The organism is Lentzea pudingi (genome assembly GCF_014646255.1).
Lineage (GTDB): Bacteria > Actinomycetota > Actinomycetes > Mycobacteriales > Pseudonocardiaceae > Lentzea > Lentzea pudingi.
The window spans coordinates 28,828-43,746 of sequence record NZ_BMNC01000016.1; the positions used below are offsets into that span (position 1 = coordinate 28,828).

General features: G+C 70.5%; 14 protein-coding genes. 10 read left to right on the top strand and 4 right to left on the bottom strand.

Features of this window, described 5'->3' with window-relative positions; genetic code table 11:
• Positions 1-9: 9 nt before the first annotated feature.
• A complete protein-coding gene (locus IEY88_RS35850) occupies positions 10-4,551 on the bottom strand; it encodes an ATP-dependent helicase (RefSeq protein ID WP_189159362.1) in 4,542 nt (1,513 codons plus the stop codon).
• Between the two features lie 109 nt (positions 4,552-4,660).
• Here IEY88_RS35850 and IEY88_RS35855 point away from each other — a divergent pair, with 109 nt between their 5' ends.
• The 7 genes from IEY88_RS35855 (at position 4,661) to IEY88_RS35885 (ending at position 11,209) form a co-directional block, all read left to right on the top strand.
• Positions 4,661-6,529, top strand: a complete 1,869-nt coding sequence (locus IEY88_RS35855; RefSeq protein WP_189159363.1) for an Hsp70 family protein — start codon at positions 4,661-4,663, stop codon at positions 6,527-6,529.
• 53 nt (positions 6,530-6,582) lie between these two features.
• Positions 6,583-7,845 carry an MFS transporter gene (locus tag IEY88_RS35860; RefSeq protein WP_189159364.1) on the top strand — a complete coding sequence of 421 codons (1,263 nt, stop codon included), beginning with the start codon at positions 6,583-6,585 and terminating at the stop codon, positions 7,843-7,845.
• A gap of 9 nt (positions 7,846-7,854) precedes the next feature.
• Complete coding sequence (locus IEY88_RS35865; RefSeq protein ID WP_189159365.1) at positions 7,855-8,049, top strand: DUF3046 domain-containing protein; 195 nt, start codon at positions 7,855-7,857, stop codon at positions 8,047-8,049.
• Between the two features lie 147 nt (positions 8,050-8,196).
• Positions 8,197-9,243, top strand: coding sequence for a recombinase RecA (gene recA, locus IEY88_RS35870; RefSeq protein WP_189159366.1), 1,047 nt, complete (start codon positions 8,197-8,199; stop codon positions 9,241-9,243).
• Positions 9,244-9,256: 13 nt separating this feature from the next.
• A complete protein-coding gene (locus IEY88_RS35875; protein WP_189159367.1) occupies positions 9,257-9,766 on the top strand; it encodes a regulatory protein RecX in 510 nt (169 codons plus the stop codon).
• 76 nt (positions 9,767-9,842) lie between these two features.
• Entirely contained in the window at positions 9,843-10,298 is a 456-nt protein-coding gene (locus IEY88_RS35880; protein WP_229694076.1) for a MarR family winged helix-turn-helix transcriptional regulator, read from the top strand.
• 110 nt (positions 10,299-10,408) lie between these two features.
• A complete protein-coding gene (locus IEY88_RS35885; RefSeq protein WP_189159369.1) occupies positions 10,409-11,209 on the top strand; it encodes an alpha/beta fold hydrolase in 801 nt (266 codons plus the stop codon).
• Positions 11,210-11,273: 64 nt separating this feature from the next.
• On the opposite strand, the gene IEY88_RS35890 is transcribed toward IEY88_RS35885, so the two are convergent.
• The 3 genes from IEY88_RS35890 to IEY88_RS35900 form a co-directional block, all read right to left on the bottom strand.
• Positions 11,274-12,080: a S1 family peptidase gene (locus IEY88_RS35890; protein ID WP_189159370.1), complete on the bottom strand. Its 807-nt coding sequence runs from the start codon at positions 12,078-12,080 to the stop codon at positions 11,274-11,276.
• A gap of 167 nt (positions 12,081-12,247) precedes the next feature.
• Complete coding sequence (locus tag IEY88_RS35895; protein ID WP_189159371.1) at positions 12,248-12,670, bottom strand: hypothetical protein; 423 nt, start codon at positions 12,668-12,670, stop codon at positions 12,248-12,250.
• A gap of 6 nt (positions 12,671-12,676) precedes the next feature.
• Entirely contained in the window at positions 12,677-12,814 is a 138-nt protein-coding gene (locus IEY88_RS35900) for a hypothetical protein (protein ID WP_189159372.1), read from the bottom strand.
• A gap of 48 nt (positions 12,815-12,862) precedes the next feature.
• Here IEY88_RS35900 and IEY88_RS45190 point away from each other — a divergent pair, with 48 nt between their 5' ends.
• Genes IEY88_RS45190 through IEY88_RS35910 form a run of 3 tightly spaced genes read left to right on the top strand, consistent with a single transcriptional unit; the run spans position 12,863 to position 14,918 of the window.
• Complete coding sequence (locus tag IEY88_RS45190) at positions 12,863-12,988, top strand: hypothetical protein (RefSeq protein ID WP_268241281.1); 126 nt, start codon at positions 12,863-12,865, stop codon at positions 12,986-12,988.
• Between the two features lie 42 nt (positions 12,989-13,030).
• Complete coding sequence (locus IEY88_RS35905) at positions 13,031-13,798, top strand: RNA ligase family protein (RefSeq protein ID WP_189159373.1); 768 nt, start codon at positions 13,031-13,033, stop codon at positions 13,796-13,798.
• Positions 13,791-14,918, top strand: a complete 1,128-nt coding sequence (locus IEY88_RS35910) for an AAA family ATPase (protein ID WP_189159374.1) — start codon at positions 13,791-13,793, stop codon at positions 14,916-14,918. The genes IEY88_RS35905 and IEY88_RS35910 overlap by 8 nt, the downstream gene beginning before the upstream one ends.
• Position 14,919: the final 1 nt, after the last annotated feature.

Genomic DNA, 14,919 nt, shown 5'->3' on the forward strand with positions numbered 1-14,919 from the left:
GCGAAGTGGTCACGCCCGCAGGCGCAGGCCCTTCGGGGTGGCGCGGAAACCGGCTTCCTGCAGGACCGTCGCCAGGTGTGAGGTGAGCGCGACCTCGCCATCGGCTCGCTGGACCGCCAGCTGGCCCAGCCAGCCGTCGCGGACCGCCCGGCTCAGGGCGTTCGCGGCGGTGCGCAGGGCCGGCTCGTCGTCGGTGAACGACAGCAGCGACTTGCCTCCTCTCTCCACGTAGAGCGCCGGGGTGCCGTCGACCAGCACCGCCAGCGCACCGGCTTTGCGGCCCGGCCTGTGCTTGCCCTCGCCCAAGGGATCCGGCCACGCCAGCGCGGCTCCGTAGGGCTGAGCCGGGTCGGCCGCGGCGAGCACCACCGCGGTCTCGTCGGCCTGCGAGGACTGACCGGGCGGGCGCGACAACGCCCGCAGCCGGTCCACCGCGCCCCGCGCCGCGAACTGGGCCGCGCCCAGCCCCTCGACGACGTAACCGCGGATGACCTGGTTCGACTCCTCCATGGCCCGCAACACCTTGTAGACGCCGCTGAACCCGCCCGTCACGCGCTCGGTGTCGAGAGCACCCCTGGTCAGCACGCCGTGCCGTTCCAGGAACGCCTCGGCACGCGCGTGTGCCCGGCGGGTCGGGTTCTCCGCCGGCGTCACCGCGAGGGACCAGCGACCGGCGGCGGTCGGCGGGCCCGTGCGCGACGGCATGTCGGGACGAGAACGCAGGCGGGCATAGCGGCCCCGCGGAGCAGCGCGGCGAGGTTTGTGCGCCGCCCCGCCACCGGACACCAGGGCGCGCAACGGCGACAACGTGTCGTTCGTGACCAGCCCCGCCCACACCAGGTCCCACAGCGTGCCGACGACCTCGGCGTCCGTGCACGTCACGGACGCCGAGGCCCGGTCGACCACCTGGCGGAAGAACAACGCCCCGCCGGACAACGCCTCCAGGACCGCGGTGTGCAGCGGCGACTCGGGGATCGACTCCGGCACCAGGTCGGGCAGCAGCAGATCGGCCACGTCGGCCGGGGCGAGCGCGATCCAGCCGTCGCCACCGGCCAGCGCACCGCACCCCGTCCACGTCACCTCGCCGGACGCCGTCAGCTCGTCCAGCAGCGCCGGGTAGTAGCCGGGCAACCGGGATGGGAGCAGCAGCGATTCCAGCGCACTCGCCGGAAGCGGTGCTCCCGCCAGCTGTTCCACCACCGAGAACACGTCGTCGAGGGTCGGTGCCGACCGCAACCGCCGGCCCAGGCCGTGCCACTGCGGCAGGAACCGGCCGAGCGCGGCGGGTTCGACCGGCTCGACCTCGGAGCGCAGCCGGGCCAGCGAGGCCCGGCGCAGGCGGCGCAGCACGTCCGCGTCGCAGTACTCGGTGTGCGTGCCGCCGGGACGGAGCTCACCGCGCACCAACCGGCCCGTGGCCGCCATCCGTTCCAGCACACCCGTCACCACGGCCACGCCCAGACCGAAGCGGGCAGCGGGTTCGGAGGCGGGGAACGGGCCGTGGGTGCGGGCGTAGCGGCTCAGCAGGTCGCCCAGCGGATCCGCCACCGGTTCGGTGAACGCCTCCGGCACGCCGACCGGGAGGGCCACACCGAGCGCGTCGCGGACCTTGCCCGCGTCCTCGATCGAGATCGAGCGTTCCTCGCCGGCGATCCGGACGCGGATCACCCGGCGCTCGGCCACCAGCTCGTCGAGCCACTCGCGCGGCACACCGCGTTCGAGCGCCTCCGCGTCCGAGAGATCTCCCAGGAACCGCAACAGGTCCGCGGTGTCCTCGGCGTGGCGCGGCCGGCGGTCCTCCGAGAGGCGCTGCAGGCTGCGTTCGACCTCGGCCACGATCTCCGGGTCGAGCAGCTCGCGGATCGCCTCCGAGCCGAGCAGTTCCGCGAGCAGCGTCGAGTCGAGCGACAACGCCGCCGCCCGCCGTTCCGCCAGCGGGGCGTCCAGCTCGTAGAGGAACATGCCCACGTACCCGAAGAGCAGGCTGCGGGCGAACGGCGACGGCGACTGGGTCTCGACCTCGACCACGCGCACCTTGCGCGCGCGGACGTCCGACATCAGCTCCTTCAGGCCCGGCACGTCGTACACGTCCTGCAGACATTCGCGCATCGCCTCCAGGACCACCGGGAAGCTCTCGTACTTCGAGGCGACCGACAGCAGCTGCGCCGACCGCTGCCGCTGCTGCCACAACGGGGTGCGCCGTTTCGGATCGCGGCGGGGCAGCAGCAGCGAACGGGACGCGCACTCGCGGAACCGGGCCGCGAACAACGCCGAACCGCCCACCTCCGCGACCACGATCTGCTCGACCTCGTCGGGGTCGAGCAGCACGTCCTCCGCGGTCGCCGTCACCTCGGCACCCTCGTGGTCGAGGGCGTCGGGCAGCCGCAGCACGATGCCGTCGTCGGAGTGCGCCGCCTGCACCTCGACACCGCGCTTCTCCCGCAGGCGCGCCGCGATCGCCAGCGCCCACGGCGCGTTCACCTGCGCGCCGAACGGGGAGTGCACGACGAGCCGCCAGTCGCCCAGCTCGTCGCGGAACCGTTCCACCAGGACGGTCCTGTCGTTCGGCACGTGCCGCGTGGACTCCCGCTGCTCGCCCAGGTACGCCAGCAGGTTGTCCGTCGCCCACTCGTCCAGACCGGCGGACTTCGCCCGTGCGCGCGCCGCCGAATCCTCCATCGTGGACACTTCGCGCAGGAACTTGCCCATCGCCCGGCCGAGTTCGAGCGGGCGGCCGGGAGCGTCGCCCTTCCAGAACGGCATCCGCGCGGGCTGGCCCGGAGCGGGCACCACGATCACCCGGTCGTGGGTGATGTCCTCGACCCGCCACGACGACGTGCCCAGCAGGAACGTGTCGCCGACCCGCGACTCGTAGACCATCTCCTCGTCGAGCTCACCGACGCGTGAACCCGGCCCCTTCTCCGAGGGCGGGGTCATGACCGCGAACAACCCGCGGTCGGGGATCGTGCCGCCGGACGTGACCGCCAGCCGTTGCGAACCAGGCCGGCCGCGCAGCTCTGAGTTCACCCGGTCCCACGTGATCCGCGGCCGCAGCTCGCCGAACTCCTCGGACGGGTACCGGCCCGACAGCATGTCGAGCACCGCGTTCAACGCCGAGTCCGGCAGCCCGGCGAACGGCGCCGCCCGCCGCACCAGCGCCGTCAGCTCGTCGACCGTCCACGTCTCCATCGCGACCATCGCGACGATGTGCTGCGCCAGCACGTCGAGCGGGTTGCGCGGGAACCGCACGGCCTCGATCGCGCCGTCCCGCATCCGTTCCGCCACCACCGCGCACGACACCAGGTCGCCGCGGAACTTCGGAAACATCACGCCGCGCGACACCGCGCCGACCTGGTGACCGGCCCGGCCGACGCGCTGCAGGCCGGAGGCGACCGACGGCGGCGCCTCCACCTGCACCACCAGGTCGACCGCGCCCATGTCGATGCCGAGCTCCAGCGACGACGTCGCCACCACGCACGGCAACCGGCCCGACTTCAGGTCTTCTTCCACCGCCGTGCGCTGTTCACGCGACATCGAGCCGTGGTGCGCGCGGGCCACGGACGCCGTCTTCTGCACGGTCATGCCCGCCTGGCCGATGGCCGCGGCCGGGAAGGACTCCAGTTCGGAGGCCTCCTCCGCGAGCTCGTTCAACCGCGCCGTGAGCCGTTCCGCGAGCCGCCGCGAGTTCGCGAAGACGATCGTCGAGCGGTGCGCCCGCACGAGCTCCAGCACCCGCGCCTCGACCGACGGCCAGATCGAGGTGCGCTGCTCGGCCCCGGCGGCCGAACCCGACACCTCACCCGTCGGCTGGCCGAGCTGCGCCATGTCCTCGACCGGCACCTCCACCTCGACCTCGATGACCTTGGGCGTCTTCGGCTGCACCACCGACACCGGCCGGCCGCCGGACAGGAACGTGCCGATCTCCTCGACCGGCCGCACCGTCGCCGACAGGCCGATCCGCTGCGCCGGCTTCTCGAGCAGCGAGTCCAGCCTTTCGAGTGACAAGGCGAGGTGTGCGCCGCGCTTGGTGCCCGCCACCGCGTGCACCTCGTCGAGGATCACCGTCTCCACGCCGCGCAACGACTCGCGCGCCGACGACGTGAGCAGCAGGAACAACGACTCCGGCGTCGTCACCAGCACGTCGGGGGGAGTGCGCCCGAACGCCCTGCGCTCCTCCGGGGACGTGTCGCCCGTGCGCATGCCCACGGTGATCGACGGCTCGGTCAGGCCCAGCCGGTGCGCCGCCTGCCGGATACCGGTCAGGGGAGCGCGCAGATTTCGCTCGACGTCCACCGCCAGGGCTTTCAGCGGCGAGACGTAGAGCACCCGGCAGCGCCGTTTCGGCTCCGCGGGCACCGGGGAGGAAGCCAGCCTGTCCAGCGCCCACAGGAACGCGGCCAGCGTCTTGCCCGAGCCCGTCGGGGCGATGACCAGCGCGTGCTCGCCCGCCGCCGCGGCCGCCCACGCACCCGTCTGCGCCTGGGTGGGCGCGGCGAAGGCCCCGGCGAACCACTGCCTGGTCGCCGGTGAGAAAGCCTTCATCGCATCCATGCGAACCATCATGACGGCGGGGTCTGACAATTTCTGATTACGCAGGTCCGAGCACCCGCCGAAGCCCGCTGTGGCACGATCACCCGGTACGTCCTGCGAGGGGAGCACGGTGCGCGTCCTGTCCGTCGACCTGGGCACCGCCAACACGGTTGCGGTGCTGTCCGACCACGGTGTGGTGGATGTGGACGGAGGGCCCACGATGCCCTCGTCCGTCTACCTCGACGAGGACGGAACCCTCCGCGTCGGCCGAGAGGCGGAGCGGCGGTCCCGTCAGGACCCGTCGCGCTACGAGGCAAACCCCAAGCGCCACATCGACAAGGCGACGATCAAGCTCGGTGAGCAGAACCTGCCGACCAACGACGCGCTGGCGGCCATCTACGCGCGCGTGATGGAGGCCGTCACGGCGCTGCTCAAGGGTGAGCACCTCGACGAGATCCGCCTGACGCACCCGGCCGAGTGGGGTCCGAGCAGGCGCAACAAGCTGCTGTCCTCGGCCAGGCTCGCGGGCATGACCGGCGAGCTCGTGCCGGTGCCCGAGGCCATCGCGGTGGCCTCGCTCGGCGGCGGCCGCCCACTCGCCGTCTACGACTTCGGCGCCGACACGTTCGACGTGTCCGTGCTCGACTCCCAGCACCGGATCCTCGCCGACGGCAGCCTGAGCGACGTCGGCGGTCTCGACATCGACCAGGCGCTGCTGGAGCACATCGGCCGCAGCGTCTCGCACAAGGACCCGGCCGGCTGGCAGCGGCTGCTGCGCCCCACCACCGTCGACGACCACCGCGCCCGTCTCGGCCTGCGCGAGGAGCTGCGCCTCGCCAAGGAGGACCTCTCCGAGCTGCCCCACGTCGAGGTGCTGATGCCGGAGCCGTTCGAGAAGGTCCTCATCACGCGCGCCGAGCTGGAGGCGCTGATCCGGCCGAGCCTGATCCGCACCACCGAGGTCCTCATCTCCGCGGTCCGCAAGGCCGGCGTCACGCCCGAGCACGTCTACCTCGTCGGCGGCTCCTGCCGGATGCCGCTGGTCGCGCAGATGATCGCGGAGAAGGTCGGCATCGTCCCGACCAACCCCGACCACCCGGAGACGATCGTCGCGTCCGGCGCGCAGGTCGTGGACCGGGCGGCGATCACGCTCAAGGCCGAGGACGACAAGCCCAAGTTCGTCGAGCCGCCCACGGTCGTCACCGCGCCGGTCAGCCCTGCCGTGACCGGCCCGCACCCGGTGAACCCGAACGTCAGCGGCTCGAACCCGGTGATCAGCGGCCCGAACCCGGTGATCAGCGGGTCGTTCCCGAACCCGGCCGTGAGCGGCGCGTACTCGGCCAGCGGCAGCTACCCGGTCACCTCGCCGTACCCGGTGAACCCGAACACCAGCGGCAGCTACCCGATGAACTTCCCGCAGCAGCAGGCGCCGAAGAAGGACAACAAGAAGGTCCTCGTCGGTGCCGGCGCGGCGGTCCTCGTGGTGGCGGGCGTGATCGGCGCGATCTTCGCGTTCTCCGGCCCGAGCCTGCCCAGCGCCGACGACTGCAAGGACGACACCGCGCAGGACGGCCAGGGCTTCACGAAGTGCCTGCGCCAGCTCGCGGGCACCGTGCCGGACGGCGGCGGCTGCGAGAAGGCCGACTCCGCGCAGATCACCGGCATGGAGGAGATCAAGGGCACGGTCGTGAGCTGCACGATCCGCGACGGCTACGCGGTGCAGTACATCCTCACCGACAGCGTCACGGGCGCGGAGAACAACGTCACCTCGATCGCGAAGTCGTTCCAGACCGAGCGCGTCGAGGCCGACTGGACCGGCAACGGCCTCGAGGGCGACTACCGCGCGGCCACGTCGAGCGGCACCGGCGTGCTGGTGTTCACCGCCAAGGGCCGTCCCATGTTCGGCATCCTCACCAAGACCGCCGAGGAGAACGCGGACGAGCTCAAGGCCGACGAAATGGCCGATTTCTTCGAGAAGTCCGTGCAACCGGGGGAGTAACCGCCCCTGATGGCCCTGTCGGCACGCCGCTCCCGCGTGCCACGATCGTGATCATGGTGACCGTCGCGCCGCAGGTCGAACGCGTGCAGCGCAAGGTCGTCCGCGTGCTGACCGGTACCCAGGTCCTGGGGTCGGCGGCCGTGACGATCGGCCTCGCGTTCAGCACGCTGATCGCCGCTTCCCTGTCCGGGTCCGAGGCCGTCGGCGGGCTCGCGCAGACCGCGGCCGTGGCCGGTGCCGCGGTGCTCGCCCTGCCAGGGGCCCGGCTCGCGCAACGCAGCGGACGCCGTCCCGCGCTCGTCCTCGGCTACGGCATGGGCGGGCTCGGCGCGCTGATCGCCGCCGTCGCCGTGGGCCTCGGGTCGTGGCAGGTGCTGCTGCTGGGCCTGCTGCTGTTCGGAGGGGCTTCCAGCGCGAACTACGCGGCCCGTTACGCCGCGACGGATCTGGCGCACCCACACCGCCGTGCGCGCGAGCTCTCCCGCGTCGTGTGGGCGGCCATGATCGGCGCGATCATCGGCCCGAACCTCGCCGATCCCGCCGGGCGCGTGGCCGAGTTCCTCGGCATGCCGGCCGGGGTGGGGCCGTTCCTACTGGCCGCGGTCGTGCTCGGCGCCGCCGTGCTGGTGATCCAGTTCGGGCTGCGGCCGGACCCGCTGGTCGTCGTGAAGAGCACACGACCGGTTGAATCCGCGGACTGCTGCACCGGGGGCTCCAGCGGCGAGAGTCCCCGTGGTCTCAAGGTGTGGGGCACGCTCGGGCCGATGGCCCGGCTTGCACTCGTTGGTGTGATGTTGTGCCACACCGCGATGGTCGGCCTGATGTCGATGACGCCGGTGCACATGAACCACGCCGGGTCGTCGTTGCGCGTGGTCGGCGTCGTGATCAGCCTGCACGTCGCCGCGATGTACGCCGCGAGCCCGTTGTTCGGGTGGATGGCCGACAAGCTGGGTCGCGTGCCGGTGCTCGCGATCGGCGCGTCGCTGGTGGTGGCGGCCTCCGGGGTCGCGGGGATGGCGCCCTCGCACGACGCCCCGCAACTCGCGGTGGGCCTGGCGCTGCTCGGGTTCGGCTGGTCGGCCGGGCTCGTGGCGGGATCGGCGTTGCTGACGGAGTCCGTGCCGGTGGACGACCGGCCCGCCGCGCAGGGACTGTCCGATCTGGTGATGAACGTCGGCGGCGCCATCGGGGGAGCGGTGGCCGGGATCGTCGTGACCGCGTGGTCGTACGCGGCGCTCGGGCTGATCGTCGGGTTCACCGCGCTGCCGTTGCTCGTCGTGTGCCTCTTCGCGTCGCTGCGCAGGCCCGTTCGTTAGGGTCTCCCGGTGCGCATCACCATGTTCCGCAAGCTCATGGCAGGGGAGTTCGGCCAGGTCAGGGCCGTGATGATCGCCCGCGACCACGTGCTGTCGTCGTTGGGAGGCCGGACCGCGGACCAGGCCCTGGAGGCCGGGATCGGCGCCAAGGAGATCTGGGTCGCGGTCTGCGACGCCTTCGAAATCCCCGAAAGTCGTCGCTGAAGTGGCGGTTCGGAGTGTCACGTGTGCTCGAACACGTGTTCGGCTACAGTGGCGCCGACCCCCGGCTTCGCAGAATTGTCAGACCCCGCCAGTAGCGTCAGGTCCAACATGACGAAGCAACGGCAGACGACAAAAGGTGGACCCAAGATGGCACCCGCAGCACCCGACCGGGACAAGGCACTCGAGCTGGCCCTGGCGCAGATCGACAAGCAGTTCGGCAAGGGCTCCGTGATGCGCCTCGGCGAGGAGGGCCGTGCCCCGATCGCCGTGATCCCGACCGGCGCGATCGCCCTGGACGTGGCGCTCGGCATCGGTGGGCTGCCGCGTGGCCGGGTCGTCGAGATCTACGGTCCGGAGTCCTCCGGTAAGACGACCGTGGCGCTGCACGCCGTGGCGAACGCGCAGAAGGCCGGCGGCATCGCGGCGTTCATCGACGCGGAGCACGCGCTCGACCCCGAGTACGCGAAGAAGCTGGGCGTCGACACCGACGCGCTGCTGGTCTCCCAGCCCGACACCGGTGAGCAGGCGCTCGAGATCGCGGACATGCTGGTTCGCTCCGGCGCGCTCGACATCCTGGTCATCGACTCGGTCGCCGCCCTCGTGCCGCGCGCCGAGATCGAGGGCGAGATGGGCGACAACCACGTCGGTCTGCAGGCCCGCCTGATGAGCCAGGCGCTGCGCAAGATCACCGGTGCGCTCAGCGCGTCCAACACGACCGCGATCTTCATCAACCAGCTGCGCGAGAAGATCGGCGTGATGTTCGGCTCCCCGGAGACCACGACCGGTGGTAAGGCGCTGAAGTTCTACGCCTCCGTGCGTCTGGACGTCCGCCGCATCGAGACCCTGAAGGACGGCGGCGAGCCCGTCGGCAACCGCACCAGGGTCAAGGTCGTGAAGAACAAGGTCGCGCCGCCGTTCAAGCAGGCCGAGTTCGACATCCTCTACGGCAAGGGCATCAGCCGCGAGGGCTCGCTCATCGACATGGGCGTCGACCAGGGCATCCTGCGCAAGTCCGGTGCCTGGTACACCTACGAGGGCGACCAGCTGGGCCAGGGCAAGGAGAACGCCCGCAAGTTCCTGCTGGACAACCCGGACATCGCGAACGAGGTCGAGAAGCGCATCAAGGACAAGCTCGGCATCGGCGCCACCCTCGACGCCGACGAGACGGTTCCCGCCGCGCCGGTCGAGTTCTAAGAGGTAGTGGGGTTTGGACGAGGCTGAAGAGCAGCGCAAGGCACGGGACATCTGTTACGCGCTGCTCGGTGCTCGGGCCCGCTCCCGGCAGGAACTGCACGACGCGTTGCTGCGCAAGGGGATCAGTGCCGGCGCCGCCGAGATCGTCCTCGGCAGGTTCGACCGCGCCGGCCTGATCGACGACGCGCAGTTCGCCGAGATGTGGGTGCATTCCCGTCACACGTACAACGGCCTGGGCCGCCGCGCCCTGGCCATGGAACTGCGCCGCAAGGGCGTGGCGGACGAGGTGGTGGCCGAGGCCGTCGCCGCGGTCGACGGCGAGGCCGAGGAAGAACGCGCCCGCGAGCTCGTCCGCAAACGCCTGCGCACCCTGTCCGGCGTGGACGAGACGACGAAGATCCGCCGTCTCGTGGGTGCGTTGGCGCGCAAGGGTTATGCGGAAGGCCTCGCCTATCGCGTGGTGCGTGATGAGCTGCGCAACGCCGGTGACGAGGCGTCGGCGCTGGACGAGCCCTGGTCGTAGGCCAGGGCCGGTCCCGTTCGCGGTGCCGTACCCGATCACGCCGCTGCGGCGGTGGGCTCCGAGTAGCCTGAAAAGCGTGAGCACTACTCCCGACGCGCCGTCCGCCGTGACCCCCACGGTCTCGGACCTGCTCTGCTTCGACCTCTACACGACGTCGCGAGCGGTGACCGGCTTCTACCGCCCGATCCTCGACAAGGCGGGCATCACCTACCCGCAGTTCCTGGTGATGCTGCTGCTGTGGGAGAAGGACTCGAGGCCGATCCGGGAGCTCGTGCAGGAGCTCGACCTGGAGTACAGCACGCTCTCGCCGTTGATCAAGCGGCTGGAGAAGAGCGGTCTGCTGGTGCGCGTCACGCATCCCGACGACGAGCGTTCCGTGCTCGTCCAGCTCACGGACAAGGGCCGTGAGCTGCGGTGGATCGGTGCCGAGATGTTCAACCAGCTCGGCAAGGCGCTCGGCATGACGCTCGAGGAGATCGCCATCCTGCGCAAGGCGCTGAACCGCGTGAAGCACGGCGCCGAACGTCAGTGAGCTGAAACACATCGCGTACGAGGTAACTCGTCGGGTAACTTACATCGTGCACGACCTAATCGAGCGCGATGCACCACCGCTACGGTGCCCGACGAGAGAGTGAGAGATCAATGCGAGTTCGTAAGGTGATCGCCGTTCTGGGGACGCTGCTGGCGATGGCCGCTGTTGTTCCGTCGAGTGCCGGTGCTGCGGACGAGACCTCGAAGCAGGGCACCAAGAAGCCGACCGTCGTCCTGGTGCACGGCGCGTTCGCGGACGCGTCCAGCTGGAACGGTGTCGTGGAACGCCTGCAGCGCAAGGGGTTCCCGGTCGTCGCGGTGGCGAACCCGCTCAGGTCCGTCACCGGTGACGCGAACTACCTGCGCCAGGTGCTCGCCACGATCGAGGGGCCGATCGTCCTCGCCGGACACTCCTACGGCGGCATGGTCCAGTCGGCCGCGGCGCTCGGCAACCCGAACGTGAAGTCGCTCGTCTACGTCGCGGCGTTCGCGCCGGAGAAGGGCGAGACCGCCCTCGGCCTGTCGAACCAGTTCCCCGGCAGCACCCTCGGTGACGCGGTGCGGCCGATCCCGCTCGCCGACGGCACCACCGATCTCGTGATCGCGCAGGACAAGTACTGGCAGCAGTTCGCGGCGGACGTGTCCCGCAAGGACGCGACGCTGGCGGCGGCGACGCAGCGCCCGATCAACGACACCGCGTTGAACGAGCAGGCCGGCGAGCCTGCCTGGAAGACCGTCCCGTCGTACTTCGTGGTGGCGGGCAAGGACAAGAACATCCCGATCGCCGCGCAGAAGTGGATGGCCGAGCGCGCCCACTCCCGTGCGACCGTCGAGGTCAAGGGAGCTTCGCACTCGGTGGCCGTGTCGCACCCGGACACCGTGGCCGACCTGATCGTGCGCGCCGCGCGGTAGTGGAAGACGAAGAAGCCGGGACGCGGGCAGGGGCGTCCCGGTTTCTTCGCGTCTGTGCCCTGGTCTACCGGGCGGGTTTCGCGACCTGGCAGCGGGGCAGCGCCAGGTCCAGCGTCGTGCGGGGACCGAAGCAGGCGACGAGACCGAAGGTCTGCTGGCCGTAGTTGGTGCCGCGGCGGACGGTGATCTTGCCGGCGGCATCGACCTCGCACGGGTTGTTCATCGTGCAGCGGCCGCCGCTCTCATTGCCGGTGTTGTTGACGCCGACGACCTTGCCGCTCGCGTTGTCGATGATCGGTGAACCCGACGTGCCGCCGATCGTGTCGCACGACGGCGTGTAGCGCAGCGAGTCACGCCAGGTCCAGCTCGCTTCCCTGACCTGGTGGACGAATCCGTCGATCTGGCAGGAGTAGATCTTCTTCCAGTAGCCGGAGGCGATCCGGATCTCCGTCCCGGCGGACGGGCGCGCGGCGGAGAGTTCGAGCGCGCGGCCGCCGTGCTGCTGCTGGAGTTGCTGGTACGTCTTGTCGAGCCGGTAGAGCGCGGCGTCGGTACCGGTCATCGTCGCGTAGACGAGTCGGGTGCTCTGCACCGTCGCGATCTCCGAGCCGGAACCGTTGAGCAGCTTGAAGGTGCGGTCCGCAGGCCGGTCGACGTACACCTCGCCCGCCTTGATGAACTCGACGCAATGCCCGTTGGTGAGCACGAGCGCTTTGTCCGAGGGGCTCGAATCGGGCAGGCGCACGAGGGAGCCGGAGCAGTTGTCGAGCTTGACCGTGCCGGTGAAGTCGACGGCGGCCTGCGCGGGTGTCGTCGTCACGCCGAGCGCGGCGGTCGCGGCCAGCAGGATTGCGGCGAATCGTCGTGCCATGCACGGATCGTAGTCGATCAACTACCTTCGGCAGTCGGCTACTTGGCCCACCGTAACTCGATCGGGTGGTGCCGTGGGGTGGGGCTAACGGGTGGAGCGGACCAATCGACGTCGTGGTCACACGTCGCAACCTCGGGAGCCTTGATGACCTATCCGACGCCGCCCGTCTACGCCGAGCCTCCGGTCGCACCGCCGAAGCCCACGCGATTCGGTGCGCTCGCCTGGACCTCGGTGATCGTCGGGATCGTCGGCATCCTCAGCTCGTGGCTCATCTTCTTCAACAACCTCACGGCGATCGCCGCGTTCGTCGGGATCGTGCTCGGCGTGATCGCGTTGTTCGGCACGCGCAAGGTTCTCGCGGCGGTCGGTGTCGTGCTTTGCGTCCTGGCGATCGTGTTGACGGTCGTGGCGCAGCAGGCAGCGGTCGAGGAGCTCGACAAGATCCTCGACGGCGACGTGAACCAGGGCCAGGTCGGCGCACCGGGCGAGACCGCGAAGCAGGACGCGCTGAAGGAGAACCCGACCTGGGGCAAGCGGTACTCGTGGGCGAACGGCCTCTCGGTCGACGTCGCGAAGCCGGTCGCGTGCACGCCCGGTCAGTTCTCGGCGCCGCCGAACATCGCCCGCGCGGTGAAGTTCGAGATCACCATCACCAACGGCACGAGTGCCGCGTTCGAGACCGCGCTGATGTCGATCGGCACCGACGCGCAGTTCAACGGGCAGAAGGCCGACATGGTGTTCGACTCGGCGGCGGCTGCGACAGCACGTTCGACTCGGCGACCGTGCTGCCGGGCAAGACCTACACCTTCCACATCGCGTACTCGGTCGGCGCGCAGCCCGGTGAGATGCAGCTCGTGTTCGAGCCGACCTTCAACTCCGACAAGGCCGCGTTCGTCGGTCAGGCGTAAACCGTTCGCTTGCGGGCGCACGGACGGGTTACAAAATGGGGCATGTTGCGCAAGTACCCGCGAACGCCCCATCTGGAGGGCTCCCGCCTGCAACCGGGCGACGAGGACCTCGACCAGGTGCCGTTCCGCGCGATCGCGGGGCGGCACCTCGTCGTCGAGGAGAAGCTCGACGGTGCCAACGCGGGCATCAGCTTCGACTCGGACGGTGTGCTGAAACTCCAGTCACGCGGCCACTTCCTCGCGGGCGGGCCGAGGGAACGGCAGTTCGCGCCGTTGAAGGCGTGGGCCGCGACGCACCAGGGCGTGCTGTGGGAGAGGCTCGGCACGCGCTTCGTGCTCTACGGGGAATGGTTGTACGCCAAGCACACCGTGTTCTACGACGCGCTGCCGCACCACTTCTGCGAGTTCGACCTGCTCGACCGCTCGACCGGTGAGTTCCTGTCCACTCCGGAACGCCGCCGGCTGCTCGCGGGTACGCCGGTGGTGTCCGTGCCGGTGCTGCACGAGGGGCCGTTGCGCCGTTTGAAGGACTTGACCGCGTTGCTCGGCCCGTCCACCTGCCGCACCACGGTGTGGCGTGACGCGTTGGTCGAGGCGGCGCGTGCGGCGGGGCAGGACCCGGCGGTCGTCGTCGCGGAGACGGATTCGGACGACGACATGGAAGGCCTCTACATCAAGGTGGAGGAGAACGGTCGCACGGTCGAGCGCTACAAGTGGGTGCGGCCGACGTTCGCCACCGCCGTGCTGGACTCGGGCAGCCACTGGCAGGACCGCCCGATCCTGCCGAACCAGGTGGTGGCCCGTGTTTGAGCAACTCTGCCCCGCCGGACCACAGTGGACCCTCGACTGGGACGCCATCCGTTCGGTGTTCCCGTGGGTGCGCGCTCTCGAGGGCGTGCCGCAAGATCCCGTGCACCACGCCGAAGGCGACGTCGCCACGCACACCCGAATGGCGTGCGAGGCCCTGGTGTCGCTGCCTGAATGGCGGTCGCGTCCCGAGGCGGACCGAGTGCGGTTGTTCGCGACGGTGCTGCTGCACGACGCCGCGAAGCCGTTCCGCACGCAGATCGCCGACGGCCGCGTGACGGCACACGGCCACTCACGAGCCGGAGACCTGCTGGCGCGCAAGCTGTTGTGGGAGATGGGACGCCCGATCGCGTGGCGCGAGCACGTCGCCGCGCTGGTGCGGCACCACCAGGTGCCGTTCTGGGCGCTGGAACGCCCGGACCTCGACCGCATCGCGTTCCGGGTGAGCCTGCTCGCGCGCAACGACGACCTGGCGACGCTCGCCCGCGCCGACATCCTCGGCCGGATCTGCGGCGACGCGGACTCGGTGCTCGAGAACATCGCGCTGTTCGAGGAGTACTGCCGCGAACGCGACTGCCTCGACCGGCCACGCGCCTTCCCGTCCGACCACGCCCGGTTCCAGTACTTCCGCACGCCCGGCCGCGACCCCGGCTACGCCGCCTACGACGACACGCGCGTCGAGGTGACGGTGCTGTCCGGCCTGCCGGGCGTCGGCAAGGACCACTGGATCGCCGCCCACCGGCCGGGCTGGCCGGTGGTGAGTCTCGACGCGGTGCGTTCACGGCTCGGCATCGCGCCCGACGGTGACCAACGCGCCGTGGCCGCCGCGGCGTTCGAGGAAGCCCGAGCGCTGTTGCGTGCGGGGGACCGGTTCGTCTGGAACGCGACCAACATCTCCCAGCAGCTGCGCGAGCGCTGCATCGGACTCGCCGCGGACTATCGCGCCCGCGTCACCCTGGTCGGGCTCGAAGCGCCGCGGACCGTGATCCACGCTCGCAACCGCGCCCGCCCGGAGCCGGTGCCGGCCGCCGTCATCGACCGGCTCATCGGCAAGTGGGAGGCGGTCGACCCCACTGAGGCGCACGTGGTCGAACGGGTGGACACCGCAGTGGCGTCCGCCTGAG